This is a genomic window from Enhygromyxa salina (genome assembly GCF_002994615.1).
In the GTDB taxonomy this organism is placed as follows: domain Bacteria; phylum Myxococcota_A; class Polyangia; order Nannocystales; family Nannocystaceae; genus Plesiocystis; species Plesiocystis salina_A.
The window spans coordinates 26,709-52,211 of sequence record NZ_PVNK01000311.1; the positions used below are offsets into that span (position 1 = coordinate 26,709).

At 67.1% G+C, this 25,503-nt stretch carries 20 protein-coding genes; 1 reads left to right on the forward strand and 19 read right to left on the reverse strand.

Going from position 1 to position 25,503, the window contains the following annotated elements:
* Positions 1 to 162: 162 nt before the first annotated feature.
* The 4 genes from ENSA5_RS35250 to ENSA5_RS35265 are packed head-to-tail and all read right to left on the reverse strand — an operon-like array spanning position 163 to position 7,735.
* Positions 163 to 1,221 carry a Wadjet anti-phage system protein JetD domain-containing protein gene (locus ENSA5_RS35250; protein ID WP_146156458.1) on the reverse strand — a complete coding sequence of 353 codons (1,059 nt, stop codon included), beginning with the start codon at positions 1,219 to 1,221 and terminating at the stop codon, positions 163 to 165.
* Entirely contained in the window at positions 1,218 to 5,573 is a 4,356-nt protein-coding gene (locus ENSA5_RS35255; RefSeq protein WP_106396111.1) for a coiled-coil domain-containing protein, read from the reverse strand. Before ENSA5_RS35255 ends, ENSA5_RS35250 begins: the two co-directional genes overlap by 4 nt.
* Before the next feature lies 1 nt (position 5,574).
* On the reverse strand, positions 5,575 to 6,306 hold the full coding sequence (locus ENSA5_RS35260; protein WP_106396112.1) for a hypothetical protein: 732 nt from the start codon (positions 6,304 to 6,306) through the stop codon (positions 5,575 to 5,577).
* A complete protein-coding gene (locus tag ENSA5_RS35265; protein WP_106396113.1) occupies positions 6,299 to 7,735 on the reverse strand; it encodes a hypothetical protein in 1,437 nt (478 codons plus the stop codon). The genes ENSA5_RS35260 and ENSA5_RS35265 overlap by 8 nt, the downstream gene beginning before the upstream one ends.
* Before the next feature lie 151 nt (positions 7,736 to 7,886).
* On the opposite strand from ENSA5_RS35265, the gene ENSA5_RS35270 reads away from it, so the two are divergent.
* On the forward strand, positions 7,887 to 8,585 hold the full coding sequence (locus tag ENSA5_RS35270; RefSeq protein WP_106396114.1) for a hypothetical protein: 699 nt from the start codon (positions 7,887 to 7,889) through the stop codon (positions 8,583 to 8,585).
* 243 nt (positions 8,586 to 8,828) lie between these two features.
* Here ENSA5_RS35270 and tnpA read toward each other — a convergent pair whose 3' ends face one another.
* The 15 genes from tnpA to ENSA5_RS35355 all read right to left on the reverse strand — a co-directional run bounded on the left by tnpA (position 8,829) and on the right by ENSA5_RS35355 (position 25,106).
* Positions 8,829 to 9,266: an IS66 family insertion sequence element accessory protein TnpA gene (gene tnpA / locus ENSA5_RS35275; RefSeq protein ID WP_106396115.1), complete on the reverse strand. Its 438-nt coding sequence runs from the start codon at positions 9,264 to 9,266 to the stop codon at positions 8,829 to 8,831.
* Positions 9,267 to 9,360: 94 nt separating this feature from the next.
* Positions 9,361 to 10,032, reverse strand: a complete 672-nt coding sequence (locus ENSA5_RS35280) for a hypothetical protein (protein ID WP_106396116.1) — start codon at positions 10,030 to 10,032, stop codon at positions 9,361 to 9,363.
* A 182-nt stretch (positions 10,033 to 10,214) separates the two neighbouring features.
* On the reverse strand, positions 10,215 to 10,832 hold the full coding sequence (locus ENSA5_RS35285) for a hypothetical protein (protein ID WP_106396117.1): 618 nt from the start codon (positions 10,830 to 10,832) through the stop codon (positions 10,215 to 10,217).
* Positions 10,833 to 11,127: 295 nt separating this feature from the next.
* Positions 11,128 to 12,576: a HEAT repeat domain-containing protein gene (locus tag ENSA5_RS36725; RefSeq protein ID WP_146156459.1), complete on the reverse strand. Its 1,449-nt coding sequence runs from the start codon at positions 12,574 to 12,576 to the stop codon at positions 11,128 to 11,130.
* Positions 12,577 to 12,640: 64 nt separating this feature from the next.
* Complete coding sequence (locus ENSA5_RS35305) at positions 12,641 to 13,132, reverse strand: hypothetical protein (RefSeq protein WP_146156460.1); 492 nt, start codon at positions 13,130 to 13,132, stop codon at positions 12,641 to 12,643.
* 478 nt (positions 13,133 to 13,610) lie between these two features.
* The gene (locus ENSA5_RS36730; protein ID WP_146156461.1) at positions 13,611 to 14,441 is read right to left on the reverse strand and encodes a hypothetical protein; all 831 of its coding nucleotides are present in this window, start codon (positions 14,439 to 14,441) and stop codon (positions 13,611 to 13,613) included.
* A gap of 246 nt (positions 14,442 to 14,687) precedes the next feature.
* The gene (locus ENSA5_RS35320) at positions 14,688 to 15,089 is read right to left on the reverse strand and encodes a PAAR-like domain-containing protein (protein WP_106396124.1); all 402 of its coding nucleotides are present in this window, start codon (positions 15,087 to 15,089) and stop codon (positions 14,688 to 14,690) included.
* Between the two features lie 2 nt (positions 15,090 to 15,091).
* A complete protein-coding gene (locus ENSA5_RS38840; RefSeq protein ID WP_181198493.1) occupies positions 15,092 to 15,247 on the reverse strand; it encodes a hypothetical protein in 156 nt (51 codons plus the stop codon).
* A gap of 3 nt (positions 15,248 to 15,250) precedes the next feature.
* Positions 15,251 to 16,594, reverse strand: coding sequence for an FHA and sigma-54 interaction domain-containing protein (locus ENSA5_RS35325; RefSeq protein WP_106396125.1), 1,344 nt, complete (start codon positions 16,592 to 16,594; stop codon positions 15,251 to 15,253).
* Positions 16,595 to 18,109, reverse strand: a complete 1,515-nt coding sequence (locus ENSA5_RS35330; RefSeq protein WP_106396126.1) for a DUF4215 domain-containing protein — start codon at positions 18,107 to 18,109, stop codon at positions 16,595 to 16,597.
* Between the two features lie 151 nt (positions 18,110 to 18,260).
* On the reverse strand, positions 18,261 to 18,536 hold the full coding sequence (locus ENSA5_RS35335; RefSeq protein WP_106396127.1) for a helix-turn-helix domain-containing protein: 276 nt from the start codon (positions 18,534 to 18,536) through the stop codon (positions 18,261 to 18,263).
* Between the two features lie 747 nt (positions 18,537 to 19,283).
* Complete coding sequence (locus ENSA5_RS35340) at positions 19,284 to 20,825, reverse strand: right-handed parallel beta-helix repeat-containing protein (protein WP_181198494.1); 1,542 nt, start codon at positions 20,823 to 20,825, stop codon at positions 19,284 to 19,286.
* 179 nt (positions 20,826 to 21,004) lie between these two features.
* Complete coding sequence (locus ENSA5_RS35345; protein WP_106396129.1) at positions 21,005 to 22,540, reverse strand: hypothetical protein; 1,536 nt, start codon at positions 22,538 to 22,540, stop codon at positions 21,005 to 21,007.
* Between the two features lie 179 nt (positions 22,541 to 22,719).
* Positions 22,720 to 24,258 (reverse strand): hypothetical protein, encoded by a 1,539-nt coding sequence (locus ENSA5_RS35350; RefSeq protein WP_181198495.1) that lies wholly within the window; start codon positions 24,256 to 24,258, stop codon positions 22,720 to 22,722.
* Between the two features lie 17 nt (positions 24,259 to 24,275).
* On the reverse strand, positions 24,276 to 25,106 hold the full coding sequence (locus tag ENSA5_RS35355) for a hypothetical protein (RefSeq protein WP_106396131.1): 831 nt from the start codon (positions 25,104 to 25,106) through the stop codon (positions 24,276 to 24,278).
* Positions 25,107 to 25,503: the final 397 nt, after the last annotated feature.

A 25,503-nucleotide genomic window follows, 5' to 3' on the forward strand; every position in this document is an offset into this window, starting at 1 on the left:
GGTCGACGTCGCGCCGGTGGCCGCCTCGGTCGCCGGCGCTGTCGTGTCTAGTGCTGGTGCCCTCACTGGGCGCGATCACGACGCCATCATCAGACGTGCGCGGTAACAACAGGCCGTAGCAACCCAAACTCGATGTGATGAGTTTTAGGACATCAAGCGGGCTCATTCACGCTCGAGCAAGTGCCCATCACCCGCTACGCCGTACCCGCTCAGCACGTCCGTACCCACGGCTTCCTGTGCCAGCCGCCCACCGTCTGCGAGTAGCGTCCGCACTGGCTCCCGCAGCTGCGCAGGCATCCACTCGACTCCCTCGGCGACCAGCCCCGTGAGCTCGACCACCGCTCCTTCGCCGCTGCGACCGATCGCAAACAGCCGCTCGTACCACAGCGTCGCGGGCTCGATCCGCAGCCCCTCGCCACGCTCACGAAGCGTGCGTTGGGCGAGCACCGGCATGATCAATCCGCGATCGTCGACGTCGCCAAAATACTCGACTCGCCGCGCCCTGACGAGCTCACAGAGCCGCGGCAGGTCACCCACGGTCTTGGCAAACTCGTTGCCGCTCGCGTAGGCGACGGCCGCGTAGGCCCTGGCCTGATCGTTCCACGTCCGAAAGCTCGCGTAGGTATGCAGGTTCTCGACGACCAGGATCACGCCCCGGCTGCTCGCTGGCCCGGCCTGATACACCAACGGCGGCGAGACCGGGTGGCAGCGCAAGAGCGCGAAGGAGCAGCGCCCGTCCCGGAACAGCGAGCCTCTCGCCAGCGCCTCGAGCCGCTTCTCGTCCCCAAACAGCTCCAATGATCGCTCGCGTATGGGCACAAAGCGCCGCGTCCGCCCACCCGCGGCCAGAAATTGCTTGATCGCCAGCAACTCCTCGACCTGTCGGCTCGGCTGGAGCTCGAGGGCAAACTCGAGCTCTGGTGGCCACAGGATGGTCTTTGGGTCCGGGTAGTTCTGCCGCACCTTCGGCCGCTGCGGCAGACGGACGAACAGCGGCAGGGGCGGCTCGACCGTGTGCTCCCACCGCGTGCGCGGCAGCGACAGATGCCCATCCTCGGCAAGTTCGGCGAGCAACGCGGCGAGCTCGGGGCGCGCGTCGAGCTGCCCCGTCGAGCCGCGGATGACCTCGCGGTAGGCCGCCCAGATCTCGTTGATCGAGACGTGTCGGCGCTTGCCCACGCGCGCAGCAATCGCTGCGAGCAGGCGCTGGGCAGGGCTCACGAGCTCGCCGCCTCGACGATTCGGGCCTGCTCGACCGCGCCCTCGCTCTCACCTGTAATGTGGTGGTCGCCCGTGCGCGCGTCTCGATGGGTGTTGCGCAGGCGGATGGTATTGGGCATGACCGAGATCGCTTCACGGTCCTCGATCCCGGTCGTGTAGATCAACTGGACCTTCATCTGCCGGGCGATCCTCCGCTGCAGCTGAACCAGCGCGACGGTCGAGCAGGTGCCGAGCGGGTTGTCGAGCACTAGCACGCCTCCGTCCTTGCGCCCGCGCCCCCGTCCGCGATTTTGGGCGCGCAGCTGGACCAGGGTGCAGTAGAGCAAGATCGCCGCGGTCAGCTGCTGCCCGCGGCTGAACGAGGCCATCGCGGCGATCGGGATCGGGTCGGGACGCAGGACGGTGTCGGGCTTGAGGATGCGAACGTCGAAGCCGCCGGGACGCGCGAGCTCGTGCATGGCGCGGCGCACGAGCACCGCGCCCGAGGGCAGCGCGCCGGCCTCAAGGATCTGGTCGACGAGCGGACCGAGCCGGGCTTCGCGTTCGAGGTCGGTCTCGGGCAAGGTGTAGCGCAAGCGCAGGTAGGGCCGGCCGCTCCAGGCGTCGAGGCCCTCGGGCAAGCTGCTGGCCCGCTGCGCCCGCTTGAGCACGCGCTCGGCTTCGTCGGTCAGGCGTAGCAGGTGCTGGACGAGCAGCTTGCGATCTCGATCGTACTGCTCGAGCTGGCGCTCGAGCACGGTCAGGCGGTGGTCGAGATCATCGCGCAATGTCGCGGCGCGCTCGCGCAGCTCCTCATCGCCGGCTGCGAGCCGGTCTTTGTACTGGCGGTCGAGCTCGGAGTAGGTGGTCGCGGTCGCGCATGTGCGCAGCTCACCGCAGAGATCGCGCGTGGCCTCGCGGGCGGCGTCGCGTCGCTTGTGGCAAATCGTGAATGTCTCGCGGTGCTGCTCGACCACGCGGTCTAGCGCGTCGAGCTCGAGTGGTGGAGCGACAGCCTCGACGGAGGGCAGCCCGAAGCCGACGGCGTCGAGCATGGTGCGCAGCTTGCTGGCCGCGTGGCTGTACTCGCGGCGCTGTTCGGCGAGCGTGCGTAGCTTGCCCTCGAAGTCTGCGATCGCGGTCTCGACCCGGCGGATGGACTCGTTGAGGCGCTCGACCTGCTCAGCGCAGCCACGCGCACGTTCGCGGGCCTCGTCGGCGCTGGCGGGGTCGACGTCGGGCGGTAGGTCGCTGGCCTCGCGGCGCTTGCGGGTCTCGGCGAGCGCGCGCATCGCGGAGTCTCGCTCGCTCTTGGCCTTGCCGACGTCGGCGTTGGCCTCGTCTCGATCTCGTTCGAGCTGCTCGCGCTCGCCCTCGAGATCCTCGCAGCTGCGTAGCTTGGTCTCGACGACCGCGGTCTCGAGCGAGGCGGCGAGCTTGTCGTAGCGCTGCCTGTGCTTGGTCAGGGTCCGGGTGCTTTCCTCGAGCATCGACCGGGCCAGGCTCTCGCCGAGCTTGGTCTCGTAGCTCAGGCGAAGGGCCTGGTAGCGCTCGCGCGTCAGCTCGAGCTCGGGAGGTGGTTCAGGCAAGGGGCTGTCGTCGTGGTGCTGAATTCCGTCATGCTCGCGCGCCAGCTCGCGCGCAGCTGTGTGGGCTTCGTGCATGCGCGCGTGCAGGCTGTCGGCGAGCTCAGACAGGCTCTCGACGCGCCTGCGCTGGACTTCACGCTCACGCTCGTGGGCGTCCCGCTCACGCAGGGCGGCCTCGCGCCGCTCACGGGCCTCGCCAACTTGTCGCTCGTAGTGCTCGACGAAGGCCTCGACGGCCTGCAACTTGGTCAGGGCCTCCCGCTCGCGCTGCGCGAGCTCCTCCCGCTCGCGGAGCAACGTCGTGCTGCGTAGCTCGAGCTCCTTGCGCCTCGAGGCGAGCTCTTCGAGCTCGTCCTCGATCTGCTCGAGCTCGGTCGTGGCCGCGTGCGCAGCTTGCTCGAGGTGTTCGAGCGCGCCCTTGCCGTAGGCTTCGAGATAGCGGGCGAGCTGGTCGGCGATACCGAGGAAGGCTCGCTCGCGCTCGGTGTGCTCGGCTTCTCGCTGCTGGCGCTCGCCCCGTGTGCGCTCGAGTTCGAGCTTGCGCTCGGTCGCGGCTTCACGGTCGTAGGTCGCGGGGTCTGGCGCGACCACCAGTCGCTCCTCGTCACGCTCGGGCTGTTGATGCACGAGGCTCTGGATCCGCGTGATCTGAACGGGGGTGTGGAGGCGCGGGAGGTCGGACAGTCGTTCTCGCACACGCGACATGTGGTCGCCGATCACGATGACCCCCGCGAAGGTCGCTGGCGCCGAGCGGATCGCGTCCGCCCGCGCGTCCGCAGGGACGTTCTCGGCCACATACCCAAGCCCGGGGTGGGCCGCGACGCCCGCGTCGCGCAGCGCTCCAACCGTGAGCTGCACGTCGCGATTGGCCGGCCACAGGCCGCCGTCGTCGATGGCTGCGATTGCCCGGCTGTCCTCCGCGCCATCGACCCTGCTCTGCAGCAGCTGGTGGCGCTCCGATTCGGCGCGCTGACGCAGCCTGCGACCGAGCCCAGGGGTGTCGAGCTCGGGCTCCTCGGTCTCCTCGACCTCGATCAGCAGCGGGCTCGCACGCAGTTCGTCGCGCTGGTCGTAGGCCCGCTGAAGCTCCTGTCGATGCTCCCGCAGCTGTTCGCTACGCGTCGCCCGACGCACGCCGAGCTCTTGCACTCGTTCGCCCAGGCCATGAAGCTGACCGGCGATGGTCTCACGCTGTCGTTCGGCCTCGCGCCCGCGTCGCTGAAGCTCCTCGCTGTTACTCTGCCAGCGCTCGACGCAGCTGGAGGCGGTCTCGTGGGTTTGCAGCACGCCGCCTGCGAGCAGGCGCTCGCGGGCTTGCTTGTAGTGCCTGAGCTGTGCGTCGAGATTGGCGAGCTCCTGTTGGAGGCGGCCGAGCTCGCGCTCGCAGCGGTTGACCTCGGCGCGTGCCTGCTCGGCCTCGGCGCGTCGAGTGGCGCGCTCGCGCTCGCGGGCCTGGGCGTCGGCCTCGCGTACAGCCCGAGCGCGCGCGAGCAGGGTCCTCAGTGCTGAGCCCGTCGACTCGAGCTGCTCCCGCTGGGGGGCGAGCTCGAGTTCGGAGCGCCGCCGCTCCTGCGTCCAGTGCTCGACCTGCGCCTCACTCGTGCGGACCTCCTGCAGCGCCGCGGCGGCCTTGTTCACGCGCAGCTCCTGGTCGAGCTCACGCTTGCTCTGCTCGGCGAAGTCGAGCGCTTGCTCGGCTTCGTGTAACTCGAGCTCGAGCGCGCGCCGCTCGAGCCCCCGGCTCCACCGGTTTTGTTTGTCGCGCTCGTTGCGGGCGCGGGAATGGTCCTCTCTCGCCTCGGACAGCGACCGCTCGAGCTCTCCGCGCCGTAGCTCGAGCTGCGCGCCCCGTTCGTCGAGGCCGGCGATCAGTGCGGCGGCACGTATGTGCGCGTGGTCGAGCTCGTCTGTGCACGCCCGCTCGTGCTCGACGGCGTCGACCAGCGGGACCAAGCTCGCACGGATCGAGCTGATGAACTGCTGCTCGAGCAGGAACTCGGGTCGCTTGCGTAGAGTCTCGCGCTGGGCCTCGATGTTCTTGGCCAGCTGCTCGGCGCCTTCGCGCTCGAGCGTGAGCTCGAGAAAGAAATCGATGAAATCCTGCGCCGTACCGAAGCGGAACAGCTCGTCGGCCGCGCCCTCGCGCTGGTTCATCTGCAGCTGGTATCGAAACAGCTCGGTGTCGATGCCGAGCTTCTCCAGGTTGTCTCGCCAGTTGCGCTGGTTGCTGGTGTCGGCAATCTCGGTTTCGGGGTGGCGGTGGATCGTATCGCGCAGCCACTGGCGAAACTCACCGAAGCTGGCACAGGGCTCACCGAGTCCGAGCACGGGCAGGTGCTCGAGTTCGAGCACCCCGGGGATCGAGCGCGCGCTAAAGAACACGCGGCGCAGCTCGGTACGTTGCTGGTTGCGCCACGCAAGCGCCTGGCCGATGATGCGGACGGTCGAGGGCGGCCGCTCGAAATCCTCGTCGCCGTTGGCGGGGTCGATGTCCCACTCACTGATGACGAAGGCCAGATCCTGGGTCTTGACGTAGTCCTCGATGCGTCGCGCTTTGCCCTCGGCCGAGCTGCCCAGGAACTCGCTGCGGTTGGGGCGCAGCACGCTGTAGAAGAGGTTGATGACCGAGGACTTCCCGCCGCCGTTGCGCAGCCACAGGATCGAATCGATGCCCGAGCCCGGCTCGCGCTCGGCCGAGAGCGCACGGAAATCCAGGGTCAGCGGGGACAGGCGCGCGTGCCGATGCCCGATCGAGGCGAAGTGAAGACGCAGCAGTCGAGCCATCTCAGCCGCGCTCCTCTCGGGCCCGGGCGTCGCGGACCAGGCGAAAAGCGGGCAGGGCGGCCAGCTCGCGCACCTGCAGGCGGTAGGCGCCGAGCGCCTGGAAGCTCCCGCCGTCTTGGTCGCCGAGCTTGCGCATCAGGCCGCCGCGCTCGAGCTGCTTGAGCGCGTGCAGGGTCATGCCAGACAGGGTGTTGGCGGCCGAGCGCCCGTCGGTGGTGCCGCGAGTCTGGGCCATGGACAGGACCGCGCGCCAGGCCTCGCGCAGCTCCTTGGTGCCGAGCTCTGGGTCCTCGTTGGCGCGGCGTTCGAACTCGCGGGCAAGATTGACGAGGTGCTCGACCAGGCGGTTGACACAAACGCGGGTGCCAGCGATGTGGGTGGCGTCCTCGAGCGAGGCGGCGCTCGGGAAACAGTAGGCAGCGATCAACAGTTGGATCAGCCCATGGCACATGCGCGCCTCGACGCTGAGCCCAGAGCGGCGGTAGTCAGCCAGGGTCAGGGCGAAGGGCCCGTCGGGTTCGGCGCCGAGCACCAGGCCGAGTTCGGTCACGCCGAGCACCACGAGGCCGAGGCCGTCGGCGATCATGTGGACGAAGCCGCGCAGCTCGAGTTCGGCGTCGTAGCGGCGCAACAGCACGCCGTAGTCGGCCTCGTTGGCTGGGCGCAGCTTGGGCTGCAGGCCGAAGCGCAACAGCTTCGCGGCGTCCTGGGCCAGCTGCTGCGCGTCAGCCATGGGCGAGCTCCCGCACGATTAGCTCGTCACCACGAAAGGTGGGATCGTCGAGCCACTCGTCGCTGAGCTCGACCTCGACCGGCGCGTTCGCGGCCTCCGGGTCGAAGGCCGAGAGCAGCTCGAGCACCAGCAGGCGCAGGCTCTGCGGTGGGTAGCCACGGCCCCGGGCGCGGGCGAGCAGTTCGGACAGACGCTGTCGGCCGCGCAGCTCCGCGAGCAGCTCCGCGACGCGGCGGCGGTCCTCGTCGTCGAACACCGGCGGCGGGGTCTCGACCTCCTCAAGCTCGGGGGCCCAGGTCTCGTAGTCGCCGACCTCGACGCGGCGCGGGTTGAGCAGACGTTCGATCAGCGCGCCCAAGCGCAAGCTCGGCGGGCAGCGCGGCGCTTGGCAGCGGGCGAGCAGTTCGTCAGCGAGCTGGGCGAGGGCCAAGGTCGGGAGCTCTAGCGCATCGCTGAGCACCTCGGCCTCGAGGTCGGGCAAGGGTGTGGCGAGCTGTGGTCGGAAGGCCTGCCGATCGTGCTCGACCAGGTAGTCTGCGTTGGCGCGGATCAGTCGCTGGTGCAGCTTGGCGTGGCGGGTCAGGCACTCGTTGAGCGTGTCCTCGAGCGCGGCCAGTTGCGCGCCCGCCTTGGGCGACGTGGTCGAGTTCGTCGTGCCCTCGAGCTCGCGGCGGGTCTCGATCGCCGCGAGGATCTCGCGCTCGACCTCGAGGCGTTCGCTGATGTGCTCGCGGGCCTCGTCGATGATGCCCAGCGCGGTCTCGACCCAATTGACCTGACCGATGTCTCGCCGGGTGGTTTCGAGGAAGGTGACGAGCTTCTGCTCGTACTCGATGCTGCGCAGGCGCGCGCGCTTGGCCGTACGCACGGCGTCCTCGATGCGGCCGCGTCGGACCTGCGAGCGCAGCACCGCCTCCTCAGCAGCCTGCGCGTCCTCGACCTCGTACTCGAGCATGCCGGCGTAGAGGTTGATCGCCTGCGTCGTGGGCTCGATGATTGTCGAGCCGTCGGGGAGCTGCCGCTCGCGCAACAGGTGAAACTCGAGCAGCTTGTGCGTGACCCGCTCGGGTGTGAGCGCGAGGTAGGGCTCGCGGAAGGCCTGGCGGCGGCCGCTCTCATTGAGGAGAGCCTCTAGTGTGACCGCGGCGATCTCGAGCGCGCGCTCGGGGGACAGCTCAGGATCGACATCGCGGACGAGGGGCTCGAGCTCGACGCACAGCTCCTCGAAGCTGGCCCCGTGACCGAGGCCCTTGTGCTCGATCGCCAGGTCGAGGGCGCGCAGGCCGAGCGCGCGCAGATCCTGGTGGGCGAAGGCCTCGCCGCGCTGGCGCTTGCTGGCCTCGAGCTGGTGCAGTGGGGCGGTGCGCAGCAAGGTCCGTAGGCGGCGCGTGAGCGCGTCCTCCCAGGTATCGGGATCTGGTTCGACCATGCGGGATCGCATTGTGCTCGATCTGAGTGGAATTGGGTAGATCGGGCGCCCGCTTTGTCTGGTCGAGATCTGGCTCAAGAACGAAGACTACGATGATAAAGTCTCGTCGTGGGGACTCGGGCCGCTGCTGCCTCTGCGTGCGGCGCTGCTCGTGGACGACATGCGTCCCGCGTACGTCGCCTGGTTGTCGACCGTGTTTGTGGGGGACTTCGACGATGAGACCCTAGACGTCGACGTCGAGGAACCTCCGGTTCCGCCTGGACTCGGACAGCCGGACTCGGCGCTCGCGGCGCTGGTGGATTTCCTTCATATCGATCCGGATCTGTTCACGGCTGCCGCGGAGGGCAGTCCTGCGAACACCCACGACAGCGAAGCCTTGCGTCAGTGGGCTCGCGGTCTGTCGAGCAAGCAACAGAAGCGATGGCTACTGCGAGCGATCGAGCGGCCTGAGCTCGCCCTGGGCAGGGAGATGATCGTGGCCTTCCTACGGCAGAACCCAGCACCCACTGTGCCACCTCGGACTGTGGCGCAGTTGCGTGCTCGCGCCCACGAAGTTTGTGAGCTACGCGAGAACGAGGAGGCCGAGCTACGCGAGCGCGATCGGGCACGACGAGAGACCGAGAGGACGCTCGAGCTCCAGCAGCTGCGCAAGCGCTGGTCGGCAAACTGGAAGCAGCTCGAAAAACTCGTCGACCAAAAACACTACGACGAGGCCACAGCGCTGACCATGAAGCTACGGGATGCCGATGAGGGTCGTCGCAAGCCGGACTTCGAGCAGCGCCTCGCCTCGCTGAAGCGTGATTTTGGTCGGCGGCGTGGGTACTGGCAGCGGGTCAACGCGAGGTTATGAACACTCCTCTCCTGCCCACAGACGCCTATTCGGCCAGGAGCGGGACCCTTTGGTCAGCCCACGCTACGCGGTGGCATCGCCGCCCGACTCCTCGGAGACTGAACGCTACCGTACACTCCTGGCCCTGGCTGACTCGAGAGCTCTGCGGTATCATCCCCACGTCTTGACGCCCGCATCACAGACGTGTCCGTCCGGGTGAGTGGGGTTGACCAGCCCCGCCAGGCCCGTCTCCGCACCAGAGCTTCACGCGGCGCGACTGCGGGCCCACGCCGCAGGCATCAGCTGCGCGACGTCGACACGCTTGATCTTCCGCGCGAGCACCGGCAGCACCTCCGTCAGGTACTCGACCGGGTCGACCCCCGCGAGCCGACAGCAGCGCAGGATCGTATAGACCACCGCCGCGCGCTCGGCCCCGGCGTAGGACCCCGCGAACAGAAAGTTTTTCCGCGTCAGTGCGACCGGGACGAAGTTGTGCTCCGAGTCCGCGGGTGGGTCGTCATTCTCCAGCTGACTGCGCCACCAGAAGATCTTCTTTGCGCTGAGGCCGTGGAGCCGGGCGAAGGCCGAGACCGAGTCTCCGCTGCGCTCGACCGCGTCGAGGACCAAGCGGGCGTAGGCTTTGGTCCATCGGCCATCGCGGAGTTGGACGAGCCTTGCCTCCAGCAAGTTCTTGGGTGCCATGACCTGCGATGGTCTCCCGCTCTCGCGGTCGATGGGCGCCATCTCGGGGCGCAGTCACCCGGACGGACACGGGCGCAGTCACCCGGACAGACACCTAGGGGCGCTCTCCGCCGAGAAATGGTGCGACGACGAAACCGTCGATGGTAAGACGCAAACTTGGTGCCCATGCACCCGCGAGTTGCTGCGCCTTTTCGAGGCTCATCACGTTCTTCGACACGATGGCCAGCGTTTCGAGCGCGCGGTCTGACTGCGCTTGTTGTTCGAGCAGGGCGATCAGAACCGACAGTTCAGGTGGGGCGGCATGCTCAACTTCCTCGGAATAGATGACCCGATCAACCTCGAGCGCGCTCGCGGTCCGCGTGAGAAACGCGATGAGATTTGCGGAGAGGGCGGTCGAGTCCCGCCTGGCGCGAAATGCTCCCGAATTTTCGTTGTACTCAACCATCAAGCCGCCCCCTCGCGCCTTGAATATATTTATGTAGACCTCCATCGAGTCGGTGCGGCCGAGCGCCTCGGCAAGGGGGCGCGAAATACAGTAGAGGCCCACACCCCACCAGGACGACGCGTAGGTGGCTATGTCGGCCAGGGTCGGGACGGATTCGCTTTGGAGCGACGTCACCGTGGGGACACCACTACGTGAGTGCAGTCGCGCGATCTCCCCGTCGTAGTCGATACCGGAGGCTGGGAGGATGAACTCGAGTTGACGAAGCACCTCCGCGAAATCGAGGCTGGTCGGTTGAAAGCGAGCGTCAAATGAAAACGACATGTTGGACCCCGTCAGACGCGGATAACCCGGACACTGACCCCCAAGGCGTTGCCCGCGTCACGGATATGCTTGGTGAGCCATGGAGCGCGCGGTCTGACTGGGATGAGGTCACGGTGGGAGCACCGCTGCGTGAGTGCAGTCGCGTGACTTCCCCTTCGTAGTCGATGCCAGAGGCTGGGAGGTTAGTCTTCGTCGTCGAAGAAACTCTCGTCGATGTCGACGAGGCAACTGAGAATTACGTGACCGGTGATCGTCTCGAATAGCTCACCGTCCCCCCAGCGTTCGCGCATCTGCTCGAGAGTGACCAGCGAACGTTTGATGCCGCTAACCAAGCCGTGCGATATTCGTTGTCGATTCTCCCAGGCCGCACGGACCGAGGTTGGTTCGAGGAAGGACTTCCTGAGGGTCGCCCCGTCGAATATGGGAGCTTCAGAAAAAGTGTCGATGTTGGTCGTGTAGAATCCGTCCAGGCCTTCGTGTGCGCCGAGTGCGATGGACAGCGTTCGTAGTCGTTCGGCCGCATCTGCGTTCAGGTGGTCGTGATCATTCCACAGGTCTGTGTATAGCGCCGCGTCGAGATGAGCGATGAAACACACGGGCTGTTCGGTGTCGAACGTCGGGTATAACGCCAGGCTGATGTCGTAGAGACGGAGGGAGTCCTCGAAGCGGAAGCTGCCCGTGACGCTCAACCAGTGCAAAGAGTTTGAGAGTTTGTCGAGATCGGCCTGCTGAAGGTCAGTGATTTTATCGTAGCCGTGGATCGGGCGCTCGTCAGCGTTTCGTCGGCCATCGAAGCACATATTTCTTCGTGAGCAGGGTGATGGCGTCCCACATCACGATAGCGCCGTGGGCCCTGGATGTGGCGGCAGAAATGACTGCGCTCTTGAGGTAGTCTGACATTGGAGCCTCAGTGCTGCTGGAGGCTCAGTCAAGCTAGCAGCCCGGGGTGCAATGCCTCGCGCCGCCTCGCTTGGCCTGTTCACCGAGGGCTTTGTCGCCAAAACTTGCAGTACGCTCGGTACAGCGGCGTTTTGGCTTCGCGCCCTCGGCGAAAATTCCGGCGCGAGGCGACACGATGCATTGCACCCCGGGCTGCTAGTTGGCCCCGCCCGCGTCCAGCTGCGCCTGGGCCCAATCCCGCGTGTTGGGCCGCTGCGCACCCTGGCTCCGGATCTGAGCCAGCAACCCAAGCGCATGTCGACGCCGCATGGGCTCATGCAAGAGCGCGTTGGCGAGGACCGCATCATCCAGCACTGCGCCGCCGAGCAGTCGCGCACTTCGGTCGAGCTGTGGCAGCCTCTGCTGGCACCAACTCGTGACCGCGACGGGATCGGGCACCGGCAACAGCTCCTCGGGCTCGATCGCGAGGTCTGCATCGAGCGCGTCGTCGGCCAGGGGGGGCAGGGCCGCGTCGTCCTCGCGCACACGGTCGACCCACAGCGACTCGTCCTCCCTTGGCAACCCGACGATCGCAGTCATGAGTTCGCCCGCGAGCGCGCCCAGCTCGGCGTCCGCGAGCAAGGGCAAGGCAGCCTCCACGGCTTCGACCGAGCCGCCAAAACCCAGAGCCCGCAGCGCCGCACGACGGCGCTCGGGATCCTCGAGCAGCGCGATCAGGCGGCGCTGGTCGCCGGGCTGCCCGAGCACGCCGAGCCACAGCAGGGCCCTCGGGCGAAACTCGCAGCTTGGCGCGTCGAAGGCCCAGTAGCGCGCAGCCTCGACCGCCCCCGCGACGCCGCGCACGAGCGCCGTCTCGACCGCGGCCGCGACCACCCGCGGATTGGGGTGCTCGCCGAGGCCCGCCACGATCTGGAGCTGCTGCGGGTCACCCGAGCGCGCGAGCGTGGCGGCGGCTTCGAGCACATTCGGATCCTCGCTGGCGAGCAGCGCGGTCAGGCGAGGTCCGAGCTGCACCTGGCGTCGGGCGAGGGCCGCGACCACAGCTGCGACGGCAGGCCCTTCGTTTGCGTCACCGAGCTGGGAGCGCAGCCACTGCTCGAGCCCCGCGCGCCTCGATAGCGCCAGCGCCTCGACGAGACCATGCCACCGCTCGCTCCGCACCTCGACTTCGCCGAGCAGCGCGAGCAGGCGCCGACCATCCTTATCGTCTCCAAGACTCGGGCCTGCGGCCCGACAACCTCGCTCCGCTCGGCCCCCAGGTCCAGGGAGACTGTCTTTATCGTCTCCAAGACTCGGGCCTGCGGCCCGACAACCTCGCTCCGCTCGGCCCCCAGGTCCAGGGAGACTGTCCTCGAGCTCCCCGCAGGCGAGGACCCCGAGGCCCGAGACCAGCGCGAGCGCGGCTTCGGTGCTGGCGTCGGCCAAGGCCGGCCAGTACGTGCGCTCGAGGAGCGGGGCGCCGACGAGCTCGAGCGCGTCGAGGTGCGCGGCCAGCCGCTGCTCGGTGCCCACGGCGAGCTCGTGGAGCGTGATGTCTGGCTCATCAAAGGCGTCGCGCCAGCGCTCGGCCAGAAATTCGGCCTCTTCGAAGTGGCGATCGACCACCTCCCACAGCGGGTTCTCGGATCTGCGCCAGAGTTTCAAGACAGGCGACGGTAGCACGTTCGAGGTGGCGTCCCAATGCTGCGAGAAGCAGCCCTCGAGGGCTCTACAGGGCGCAGCCGCCCTCGAGGAGCTCGAGCGTGTCGAGCGCGTAGAGACCCTGGCACTGCAAGGGGACCTCCTCACAAGCCTCGCAGTGGTCTGTGACCGACCCCGAGTCATCGCTCTCGTCGGCTTCGATCGCTGCGACGACTTCGGCCCACTCCTCGTGGTCGCAACTATCGACGATCTCCGGCACCAGCAGCTCGAGCTCGAGCCAAGCGACCTCGCCGTAGGGGAGTATCGAGGCGTCGACGATCGTGACCTCGTGGGCCTGACAACGGGGATGGAGCTGTGCGTAGTTCCACTCGAAGACCGTGTCACTGGCCGCGACGCCGTTGTCGAACTCCATCGCGACCCGCAGTCGTGACCACCACTCGTCGGTCTCGTCGAGCTCGTGGTGCAGGATCAGCTGTGGCCCTGCCGCCTCACAGCCGGCGACGCACAGATCTGCATGCGCGGCTTCGGGGGTGGTGGGCCACTTCGCTCGATCATCCACGACGGTGCCCATCAACTCGACCCACAGCGCGAGCCAGTCGGTGGCGCCCGGTTGACCCTCGGGTACGGATGTCGGAGCTGGCCCGGATGTCGACGACGCAACCGCGACGGCAGGGGTGGGGGCGATCGGCTCCGGGCAGGGTGTTGTTGCCGCGCCGCAGGCCAAGGTGGCTGGGAAGAGAGTGAGAAGAGCTCTGCGTGTCATCGTTGGTAACCAGAAGCGACCAGAAGCGACAGCCCCCAACGGCTGAGGCCAAGGGTCGCATCATAGCCACGAGTATCCAGATGCTCAAGAGCCGGGAGGCTGCTGTGGTTGCTCGCTACTCAGCTTGGACATGCCGGGGCTGCTGCGGGCTTGTGTGGGGTGGTCATTGCGCTCAACCCTCTCTCGCGCGGGGCTACGCGCCAGGGCATCGGGCGCTGATCTGCGCGGGCGCGGATGAAGGTGAGCGGGTGGTGGTGGTCGTCGAGGCGCCGGGTTAGCGCGGCGGCCACTCGGACGCGCCAGCGGGATCGCCGGGGGGGATCGGGTGACCGAAGAAGTAGCGCCTTCCGGGGGTGAAGGCTTTGCGCTCGGGGCTGGCGAGGAAGGCCTCGAACACGGCGGCCGCGGCGAGCGGTTGCAACTTCTCTTTGTGATAGAAGCAAGAGCAGTCGATCCCGGTCATGGCCTCGAACTTGCGGCGCATCCGCGAGTCGAACTCTCCGTCGGCGAGATCTTGGAGTCCCCGTCGGGCGATCCACTCGAGATCGAGCAGACGCCCGCGAAACACGAACGCGTGCTCGCCCAGACTCTCGACGAGTTCAGCGTGGCGCGCGAGTACCCGCGCGACGTAGGCATCCGCCTGCTTCTCGTCGACCTTGCGTGGGAAATCTGTCCTGAGGGGTCCCCAGCTCTCCTCCTCGAGGAGGAGTGCCAAGCGTGGCGGAATGTCAGGCCCGTCCTGATACTGGTAGGCTGCCCGCCACCCACGGGCCAGAGTAGGAACGATGTCGAGACGTCCCCAATGAAATAGCAATTCCGCGAAGTCCCACGAGTAGTCGACGGGTAGACCCGTTTGCAAGTGGGAATGGATACGCTCGACAAGTGCGTCGGGCGCTGCATCTCCGATCATTTTTACGTACGCACCGCGGCGTACCCAGTCGGCATCTCGGTCGTACAACTCCAGTACCGTCGGTGCTGCGCGGAGGTCGCCTGCTTTTAGAGCGCCAACCAGATCTCCGACGATGCTCCATTTGTCGAAGTCGTCGAGAACTAAGTCCTCCTCGATCAGCGGAAATGCAAAGTATCCGCGAGCGTCGCGATACATTCGCCCAGGCAGGGGAGGGGGGGAATTGACCATCACTGAACCCCCAACGCGGCTCGACGTTGTTGGAGTTCCTGGCCGTTCCACGTGTCGAGCGCAGAGTCGATGACTTTACACGAAGCGCACTTCCTGTCGTGAGGACTCGTATTTGTCTCAGAGCTTGGGCAACCACCCGCCGCGCGTGGCGTCGTGTGGTCGACTTGAATAGCCTTGTTCATTTTACGTTCGCTCCATCCCGCGGAGATCAGATCACGGCGGGTAGCTCGCGTGATTGCTGGTCATCAGGTCGAGGTGACGCACGACGTGGCGACCCTCGAACATCACATCCATGGAGTGGGCGTTGAAGTAGGCCTTGCCCGTGATCGTATGGGTCAGCAGCGAGCCGCCGAGAGCCTTGGTCGCGGCTTCGTTGCCGAGCGGGGAGCTCTGGAGGTAGCTGTCTTCGACGCCGGCTGGCTTGCCGCCGATCAACACCCGCTTGGTGCCCTTTTTCAGGTCCTTCGAGAAGGCGCTGTTCGGGTAGGGGACGGGGACCGGACCCGTCGGTGGCGAGGGCGGGCTGTTGCACACGTCCGGGAACGCGGCGACGAGCTTGCCGCCGCCGGCCTTGGCCGAGATGGCCATCTTGTTGGCGAAGACCTGCTTGCCCATGCTCACCTACCAACCGCGACGAACAGGAGCTCGAGCGAGGGCGCCGGCTCCCCATCGGGTCCACCCAGCGGCCAGGCGTCGTCGCTGCGCGCGTCACCGAGCGCGTGGCTCGTGCACGCGAAGATCACGACGGACACCCCCAGCCCCGGCCCGAACATCTCCTACGCACCATCACCGTAGAGCCCGAGCGCCATCAAGCGTCGGCGCAGGCGGTCCCGACTGATCCCCAGCCGATTCGACGCGGCCGACAAGTTGCCACCGAACTCCCGCAGGACGCTGGGCACGAACACGCGGTCGAACTCGAGGTGGGTCTGCTCGTAGTCACCCGCGTGGCTGAGGACCTCGCCGAGCTTCGACGCGACGCCGTCGCCGCGGCCAAAGCGGATGTCGGCGGCGCGCACGGTGCCCTCGCGCCGCAGGAGCACGGCCCGACGGATCGCATTGCGCAGCTCGCGAACGTTGCCCGGCCAGGCGTAGAGCGGCAGCGCGGCCCGGGCGTCGTCGCCGAGCTCGATCGTCAGGCCGTGGTCCTCGGCGAGCTCGTCGATCATCACCTCGGCGAGCTCGACGGCGTCGCCGGGCCGCTCGCGCAGCGGCGGCATCGTGAGCAGCTCCTGGTTGAGGCGATGGAGCAGGTCCTCGCGGAACCGGCCCTCGGAGACCTCCTCGGCCAGGTTGCGGTTGGTCGCGGCGATCACCCGAAGGTCGACCCTGCGCAGGACGCCGGGCTCGCCGAGGCGGCTGAGCTCGCGGCGGTCGAGCACGCGCAAGAGCTTGGTCTGCTGGGCCAGGGGCAGCTCGCCGATCTCGTCGATGAACACCGTGCCGCCGTCGGCCTGCTCGAACAGGCCCGGCTGGTCGTGGTCGGCGCCCGTGAACGCGCCCTTCTTGAACCCAAACAAGGTCGCGTCGGCGAGGGTCTCGGGCAGGCTCGCGCAGTCGAGCACGATGAAGGGCCGCTCGGCGCGATCCGAGAGCTGGTGGAGCGAGCGCGCGGCGAGCTCCTTGCCGGTCCCGGTCTCGCCCTGGATCAGGACGTCGAGGGGCGTCGGGGCCACGCGCTCGAGCAGCGTGAACAGCTCGCGCATGACCACGCTCTGGCCGTAGAGCTCGCCGCACCACTCGCTGGTGCTGACCTCGACCTCGACCTCGGCGACGTCGACGAGCTCGAGGCGGCACTCGCCGGCCGTGAACACGTCGCCGGGGATCAGGCCGACGTGAAAGATCCGCCGCTGGCCGAGCCAGAGGCCGTTCTTGCTGCCGAGGTCACGCAGCTCGGCGCCGGACTCGGTCGCGCGCAGGGCGAAGTGGACCTTGCTGATCGAGCGATCGGCGATCGTGAGGTCGACGGCGCGGCTGCGCCCGACCTTGATGCTGGGCTTGGCGACGGCCAGCGTTTGGCCAGCGAGGGGGCCGGTGTGGACCTTGAGCGCCAGGCCGCCGGGTCGCGCCGCGAGCTCGCGGGGCACCATCGCGTGGGTGACTTTGGTCTCCGGGTTGCTCATTCAAAGCCCGAATTTTTGGATCCACAAGTCGGCGTCGAGGCCATCGGGCTGGTGACTGCCCACGGCGATGCCGTAGCCGTTTGGCGACACCGCGACGTCGAGGAACTCGCTGGCGTCGGTGGACATCAGGCCGTTGACGACGACGTCGGGGGCCAGGGTTTTGCCGTCGGCGCCGTACCAGCTCAGCATCCCGCTGATCTGCTCGCCGTAAGTGGTACCCGCGACGACCACCCCGCCGCCGGGCAGCACCGCGATCCCGTCTCCGGTCTCGGATGGGTTCGGGCCCTCGTGCTGGATGCTCCACAGCAACGTGCCGTTCGTGTTGTACTTGTTGACCCTGAACGATGTGACCCTCGCCGACAGCAAGTAGACGTTGCCCTCGGCGTCGGCTACGAGCTCCTCGTGGCGGGCGGTGGGGAGCGTTGGCGAGAGCCCGACGAAGCTCCCGCTGTCGTCGTAGCGGTCGAGGCGGTGGGGGCTCTCGCGGACAACCCAGATCAGGTCATCGGGGGTGATGAGGACCGAACTCAAGGAGATGGCGCTGTCGGGGGAGCTGCTCCAGTCTTCGGTGCCGCCGAGGTCGTAGCGAGCGAGCAGACCTGCATCGACTGGGAAGTAGCCCGCGCTGACGACGTAGTTCAGGTTGTCGATCGCGACGTCGAGGATGCCGGTGTTCTGGTTCTGCAGGATCTGCGTCCACTGCAGGTTGCCGTCGGTGTCGTAGAGCCTCGTGACGCCCTGATCGTCGACCGTTCCTCCGATCACGAGCTGGTCGTCGGAGCCGATCGCCAAGCTCGGACGCGAGTTCTCCAGCGCGGTTTGGCTCCATACGGAGGCGCCCTCGGGGTCGTACTCCGTGAGGCGAAAGGTGCCGTCGGTGCTCAACAAGATGTTCAGGTTCTCTTCGCTGTCGATGACGACTCGGTGACCGATGTCCTCGGCTTGGGCGCCGAGGTCGAGGACTTGCTCCCAGATCAGCGCCCCCGGGAGCTGACAGGCCGTGCAGCCGTCGCCAAGGTCGTCGTTGGCGTCGTCGCACTGTTCATCGTTGCCGAGTTGAACGATCCCGTCCCCGCACAGCGGCAGCGTGCAGGCGTTGGTGCACTCGTCGTCGTCGATCGTGTTGGCGTCGTCGCACTCCTCGCCCGGCCCAACCTCGCCGTCGCCGCATTCACTGGGGAGGTCGGGATCACCGTTACCGGTGTCGGCCGCGATCTCCAGGCAGCTGTCGTCTTGCTCGGTGTTGGAGGAGCCGCCGCAAGGGCTGTAGCACTCGGGCTCGGGCTGCTCGGCGACGCACCCGTAGGCTGCGTCACCGCAGTCCGGGGTCACACAAAAGGGGAGGGAGGGGTCCCGCTCGGCGCAGGTCTGGTCGCCCGCGGCGTGGAAGCAGTGCTCGGCGTTGGGCCGCGCGACTCTGCATCCACTCACCAGGCTGCCGGACGCGAACGCGAGGGTGAGGAGGGTGAGTCGGAGGGTCTGGGTCTGCATGAGCGGTGAGGGCTGCCTCATCATGCCTGATCTTGGCGCCGACCTGTGCCCCGTGAGTAATTGGTGTGTCAGCAGCGGCGAGCAACAAAATGGGCGTGTTCGCCCGGGGCGTGTCACGGTGAGCCAGGAGCGCGGGCGGAGCTGACGCACGGCGCGTCGATCGCGATCCTCGCGCTCAGGTCTCGAAGTCGGGAGCCGTGATGGTCACGCGACGCTCCCACAGCCGGATGATCGTGCCGGTCGTCATGCCCAGCCCGGTCGCGATCTTGCCCAGGACCTTGCGCTCGATCTCGTCGCCCCCGACCTCGATCGCCTCGACGATCGCGGCAGAGATGCCCGAGCGCTCGGCGAGCTGTGCAATGGTTAGCCCGAGCGCGAGCCGAAGCGTCCGGAGGTGCAATCCCAGCTCCGACTTCGACGGGCCTGGAACCGGGGGATGCGAGCGATCCACGGGTACTTGTTACCTGAACAGAGGCCACTTTGGCGAACTGCCTGGTTGAAAGGGGCAGGTCCGCCTGGTTGAGGGGATGGTTGGTGCCGGGGAGGTTGGCGCGGGGGGGCTGAGTAGGGCGCACCGGGAGTGATCTCCGGCCTCGAGCCGGCATAGACGCGTAGTTGAGGGGGCGCCGACGTGGTTGGCGTGGGTTGCGCGAGATGTCGGCGCCTCTCCGCTTGGCGCGATATCGCGCTGGGTAGGGACCGGCGTGAGCGAACTCTGGATTGCGCTCGCTGCGCAAAATTTGGGATCGGTGACCGAGTCCGCTCCGATCACTCCCTGGTGGTCGAGGTCGTCGGCGTCGCCTCGTCGCTGAAGCCGGCGGGGTCGGTGCTCGATCGGCCGCTCGCTCGGCCGGGGCGGGGCGAGCCGAGGAGGCCTGCGCGGTGGATGGCGGTCGTGGGTCTTCGGTGGAGACCGAGGGCGAGTGCTTCCGCGGAGGCTTCGGCGGGAGCGCCCGGATGAGGCCGACATCACCGCGTCCGAGACGAGCGCAACCTCCTCGCTGGACGACTCGGCGCCCGCGAAGTCCGAACTCCCGCCGGACAAGGGGGGCGGGTCGCCGTCGATGTCGGTCGCGGGGTCGTCGGCGAGCCACGTGACGGCAGGTCGATCGAATGGCGGTTGTGGCCGCGGAGACCTGCTTGGGGTGGTGCGGGTCTTTGGCCTGAGAGCCGAGGTGTTGGTGGTGAGGAGAAGTCGTCAGGGGACGACGAGGTCGGCGCCTGCGAAGTCCATGGTGCCGTCGACCATGGGGCGTGGGTCGCCGTCGATGTCGGTGGAGGGGTCGCCGGTGAGCCAGATGGCGGCGGTGTCGAGCTCGGGCGGGTACCCGGGCGCGAGATGGAAGTCCCCTTGCAGGTAGTCGGTGAACCAATTGATATCGAGATCCCCAAGGGCGACGTTGTCGCCCAATACCATCTCCAAGGCACTGTCGGTGATGGTGGCGTTGGAGCAGTCGACCTCAGGGTCGGCGTGGGCGCTCACGATGATGCTGTTGCGGACTGTGGTGTTCGCGCCGTCTATACAGGCGAGGGAGGGGCCTCCAACCGCCGGGAGGGTGGCCAGCGTCGAGTAGGAGATGTCGCACGAGCCGTTGTCTACGCTGAGGGCGGGGTTGCTGGCGGAGCCGCTGACGAAGGAATTCACGAGCACGAGGGAGCCAGCGTTGTCGACGGTGATGCCGCCGCCGGTGTTGTTGATGATGCGTGAGCGCTCGACCCAGGCGGCGCCGCCGTCGATGAGCAGGCCCTCGGCGTTGTTCGGAGAGCCGTAGATTGTGATGCCCCGCATGAAGAGGTCTCCGGTGGAAGAGACGGTGATGGCGGGCTTGCTGTCGAAACCCTGCAAGATGGGTCGCTCGCCATCTGCGGCGAAGAGCGCGAGGGGTTGCGTCAGAGTCGTGGCTTCTAGGTAAGGTGCGTCCCCATCCTGTTCGTGGAGGATGATGAGGGTGGCGTTGTCTGCGTTTTCGATGGCCGAGGCAATTGTGCAGTAGGGCATGACCTCGCTGCCGTCAGCCATGCCGCAGTCGCCTCCGTCACCATCGACATGAATGATGTTGCCTTGGTCGATGCAGCTCCCGTCGGCGAGGTTGCAAGCGCTGTCGGAACACTGCGCGTGGTCGGAGCACCCGACGCACGCGCCCGCATCGGCATCGCAGACCGGGGTGGTGTCGACGCAAGCATCCTGGACGTCGAGGGTGCACTGCACACAGCTGCCCGCGTCGTCACACACGGGCGTCCCCGCGTCGAGGGACGCACACGAGGCGTCGGGCTCGGCGGTCGCATCACAGGCGACGCACTCGCCAGTGTCGAGGTTGCAAAATGGGCTGCCGGCCTCGGTGCAGTCGACGTCCTCCATGCACCCGCCGGTGTCGCCGTCGCCATCGCCGTCGCCATCGCCATCGCCGTCTCCGTCGCCGTCTCCGGTGTCGCCGTCGCCGTCGCAGATCTCGATGCAGGTCGAGTTGTCGTCGTAGTTCTCGCCGCCGCCGCAGGGGCTGTAGCAGGAGAGGTCCGTGGGCTCGTCGGAGACGCAGCCGAAGTTGGCATACGTCGCGTCTCCGCAGCTCACGCAGTACTGGCGCTCGTCTCCATAGCGCTCGAGGCAGGTCTCATTGCCGTTGGCGTTGAAGCAATGCTTCTCGTTGGGCTCCAAGCTCTGGCACGCGCCAAGACCAATGAGGACGCTGGCGACGAACCCAAGCCCGAAGGTCGCAAGTGTGACGTGTTGGTGATGCATGAGCTCCCTCGCCTCTCAGAGTCGGCGAACGAAGCTCAAGCCAGTGACGCCCGGGCCCCTCGAGCCCAGGCAGGACGGCGCTGGGGGAGGGGCGGGGTCGGTTGTGGCCGCGGACACCTGCCCGGGTTGGCGTGGGTCTTTGGCCTGAGAGCCGAGGTGTTGGTGGTGAGGAGAAGTCGTCAGGGGACGACGACATCGGCGCCCGCGAAGTCCATGGTGCCGTCGACCATGGGGCGTGGGTCGCCGTCGATGTCGGTGGCGGGGTCGCCGGTGAGCCAGATGGCGGCGGTGTTGAGCTCGGGCGGGTACCCGGGCGCGAGATGGAAGTCCCCTTGCAGGTAGTCGGTGAACCAATTGATATCGAGATCCCCAAGGGCGACGTTGTCGCCCAGTACCATCTCCAAGGCACTGTCGGTGATGGTGGCGTTGGAGCAGTCGACCTCAGGGTCGGCGTGGGCGCTCACGATGATGCTGTTGCGGACCGTGGTGTTAACGCCGTCTGTACAGGCGAGGGAGGGGCCTCCAACCAGGAGAGGGGCGGCCAGCGTCGCGTAGGAAATGTCGCACGAGCCGTTGTCTACGCTGAGGGCGGGGTTGCTGGCGGAGCCGCCAACGAAGGAGTTCACGAGCACGAGGGAGCCGGCGTTGTCGACGGTGATGCCGCCGCCGGTGTTGTTGATGATGCGTGAGCGCTCGACCCAGGCGGCGCCGCCGTCGATGAGCAGGCCCTCGGCGTTGTTCGGAGAGCCGTAGATTGTGATGCCCCGCATGAAGAGGTCTCCGGTGGAAGAGACGGTGATGGCGGGCTTGCTGTCGAAACCCTGCAAGATGGGGCGCTCGCCATCTGCGGCGAAGAGCGCGAGGGGTTGCGTCAGAGTCGTGGCTTCTAGGTAAGGTGCGTCCCCATCCTGTTCGTGGAGGATGATGAGGGTGGCGTCGTCTGCGTTTTCGATGGCCGAGGCAATTGTGCAGTAGGGCATGCCCTCGCTGCCGTCAGCCATGTCGCAGTCGCCTCCGTCACCATCGACATGAATGATGTTGCCTTGGTCGATGCAGCTCCCGTCGGCGAGGTTGCAAGCGCTGTCGGAACACTGCGCGTGGTCGGAGCACCCGACGCAAGCGCCCGCGTCGGCATCGCAGACCGGCGTGGTGTCGACGCAAGCATCCTGGACGTCGAGGGTGCACTGCACACAGCTGCCCGCGTCGTCACACACGGGCGTCCCCGCGTCGAGGGACGCACAGGAGGCGTCGGGCTCGGCGGTCGCATCACAGGCGACGCACTCGCCAGTGTCGAGGTTGCAAAACGGGCTGCCGGCCTCGGTGCAGTCGAGGTCCTCCATGCACCCGCCGGTGTCGCCGTCGCCGTCGCCATCGCCGTCTCCGTCGCCGTCTCCGTCTCCGGTGTCGCCGTCGCCGTCGCCGATCTCGATGCAGGTCGAGTTGTCGTTGTAGTTCTCGCCGCCGCCGCAGGGACTGTAGCAGGAGAGGCCCGTGGGCTCGTCGGAGACGCAGCCGAAGTTGGCATACGTCGCGTCTCCGCAGCTCACGCAGTACGGGCGCTCGTCTCCATAGCGCTCGAGGCAGGTCTCATTGCCGTTGGCGTTGAAGCAATGCTTCTCGTTGGGCTCCAAGCTCTGGCACGCGCCAAGACCAATGAGGACGCTGGCGACGAAGCCAAGCCCGAAGGTCGCAAGTGTGACGTGTTGGTGATGCATGAGCTCCCTCGCCTCTCAGAGTCGGCGAACGAAGCTCAAGCCAGTGACGCCCGGGCCCCTCGAGCCCAGGCAGGACGGCGCTGGGGGAGGGGCGGGGTCGGTTGTGGCCGCGGAGACCTGCCCGGGTTGGCGTGGGTCTTTGGCCTGAGAGCCGAGGTGTTGGTGGTGAGGAGAATTCGTCAGGGGACGACGAGGTCGGCGCCCGCGAAGTCCATGGTGCCGTCGACCATGGGGCGTGGGTCGCCGTCGATGTCGGTGGTGGGGTCGCCGGTGAGCCAGATGGCGGCGGTGTCGAGCTCGGGCGGGTACCCGGGCGCGAGATGGAAGTCCCCTTGCAGGTAGTCGGTGAACCAATTGATATTGAGATCCCCAAGGGCGACGTTGTCGCCCAGTACCATCTCCAAGGCACTGTCGGTGATGGTGGCGTTGGAGCAGTCGACCTCAGGGTCGGCGTGGGCGCTCACGATGATGCTGTTGCGGACCGTGGTGTTAACGCCGTCTGTACAGGCGAGGGAGGGGCCTCCAACCAGGAGAGGGGCGGCCAGCGTCGCGTAGGAGATGTCGCACGAGCCGTTGTCTACGCTGAGGGCGGGGTTGCTGTTGGAGCCGCCAACGAAGGAGTTCACGAGCACGAGGGAGCCGGCGTTGTCGACGGTGATGCCGCCGCCGGTGTTGTTGATGATGCGTGAGCGCTCGACCCAGGCGGCGCCGCCGTCGATGAGCAGGCCCTCGGCGTTGTTCGGAGAGCCGTAGATTGTGATGCCCCGCATGAAGAGGTCTCCGGTGGAAGAGACGGTGATGGCGGGCTTGCTGTCGAAACCCTGCAAGATGGGTCGCTCGCCATCTGCGGCGAAGAGCGCGAGGGGTTGCGTCAGAGTCGTGGCTTCTAGGTAAGGTGCGTCCCCATCCTGTTCGTGGAGGATGATGAGGGTGGCGTCGTCTGCGTTTTCGATGGCCGAGGCAATTGTGCAGTAGGGCATGCCCTCGCTGCCGTCAGCCATGTCGCAGTCGCCTCCGTCACCATCGACATGAATGATGTTGCCTTGGTCGATGCAGCTCCCGTCGGCGAGGTTGCAAGCGCTGTCGGAACACTGCGCGTGGTCGGAGCACCCGACGCAAGCGCCCGCGTCGGCATCGCAGACCGGCGTGGTGTCGACGCAAGCATCCTGGACGTCGAGGGTGCACTGCACACAGCTGCCCGCGTCGTCACACACGGGCGTCCCCGCGTCGAGGGACGCACACGAGGCGTCGGGCTCGGCGGTCGCATCACAGGCGACGCACTCGCCAGTGTCGAGGTTGCAAAACGGGCTGCCGGCCTCGGTGCAGTCGACGTCCTCCATGCACCCGCCGGTGTCGCCGTCGCCATCGCCGTCGCCATCTCCGGTGTCTCCGTCGCCATCTCCGGTGTCGCCGTCGCCGTCGCCGATCTCGATGCAGGTCGAGTTGTCGTTGTAGTTCTCGCCGCCGCCGCAGGGGCTGTAGCAGGAGAGGTCCGTGGGCTCGTCGGAGACGCAGCCGAAGTTGGCGTCGGACCCGTCTCCGCAGCTCAGACAGAACGGGCGCTGGTCTCCATAGCGTTGGTCGCAGGTCTCATTGCCGTTGGCGTTGGCGCAGTGCTCGTCGTTGGGTTCGGAGCCCCTACACGCGCCGAGACCCAGAAAAGCGCTGGCGACGAAACCAAGTCCAAATGTAGCGATTGTGAATTTTTTGTTGTGCATGATCTTCCTCGTGTGTCTCAGAATCGGCGAACGTAGCCCAAGCCTACGACGTCCGGGCCCATCAAGGGGTAGGTGGTGCCAGTTTGCTCTTGTCGTCGCTTGCGTTTGTTCGACCGGATGACGACGTCCGCGATCAGCATCGCGGCCCCGGCGACGAACACGGGCACGCCGACGCCGAGGAGCACGGCGCCAGGCGGGCGGTGATCTACGTAGCCCAGCTCCAGACCGTCGGCGGGCTGGTCGTAGACCCTCCCGCGGGACAGCTCGACCGCCCCGGCGACGGTCGCCCCGAGGCCGAGCACAGCAACGCCGATCCCAACCCCACCAAGCGCCCCAATCGGCGCGACCTCCTCGGGCTCGCTGGCCTGCGTGGCCGGTGGCTCGGTCGTCGAATCAGCGTCGCGCGCCTGCGCGAGGGCCTTGCCGATCGCATCCGTCATCGCGGCGCCCTGCTCATCGACTTTCGTCAGCAGGTCATCATCGACACACTGCGGGCAGCCAACGGTCTCGAGCCGGACGATCTCCGACCCCGCGGAGATGTCCACGTCAACCTGGTAGTCCAGGTCCTCCTCATTATAGAAGGACAAGCGAACCCGAACGGTCACGTCGGCGTCGGCCTTGTCGGTGACCTTGTAGCCCGCGTCCTCGAACACGGGGCCGAGGCGCTCGGCGATGGCGCCGGAGAAGAACTTGGCGGCGTCACCGAGGGCGTTCGCGTCGATGACGAGGCGGACCTGGGCGGGGTCGGTGCTCGGCTCGCTCGCTGGCGCGGCCTCAGCCGGCCTCGGCAGAACGACGAGGGGCCCCGCGAGCAACACGGCGGTCATGAAAATCGCTGGCTTGGACATGGTAGGTCGGGGATCGGGTGGCTAGTTGTTCTTGGTGCAGAACTTCACCCAGCGGGCGAGCTCGGGGTCGTCGCTGCCCTCGGCAGCCTCGAGGCACTTGGCCCAGCGCTTGGCTTGTGCGAGGGCCTCTACACGCAAGCGTAGGCGAGCTTGGTTCGACGACCAGCATCGCATTTTGCTGGTGTGACGCAGGACCGCAGGCCAATCGCGCTCTGACTTGGCCTGCTCGGCGGCCTCCTGTACACCTTTACAGTCATTTTTGGGTTTGGACGGGGTCTTCTCGCCGTTGTCGGGCCCCGCGGGGTCGGAGATCGTCCGGCTCGAGACCGTTGGCTGCCCGCAGTGTGTCGATGATGACCTGCTGACGAAAGTCGATGAGCAGGGCGCCGCGATGACG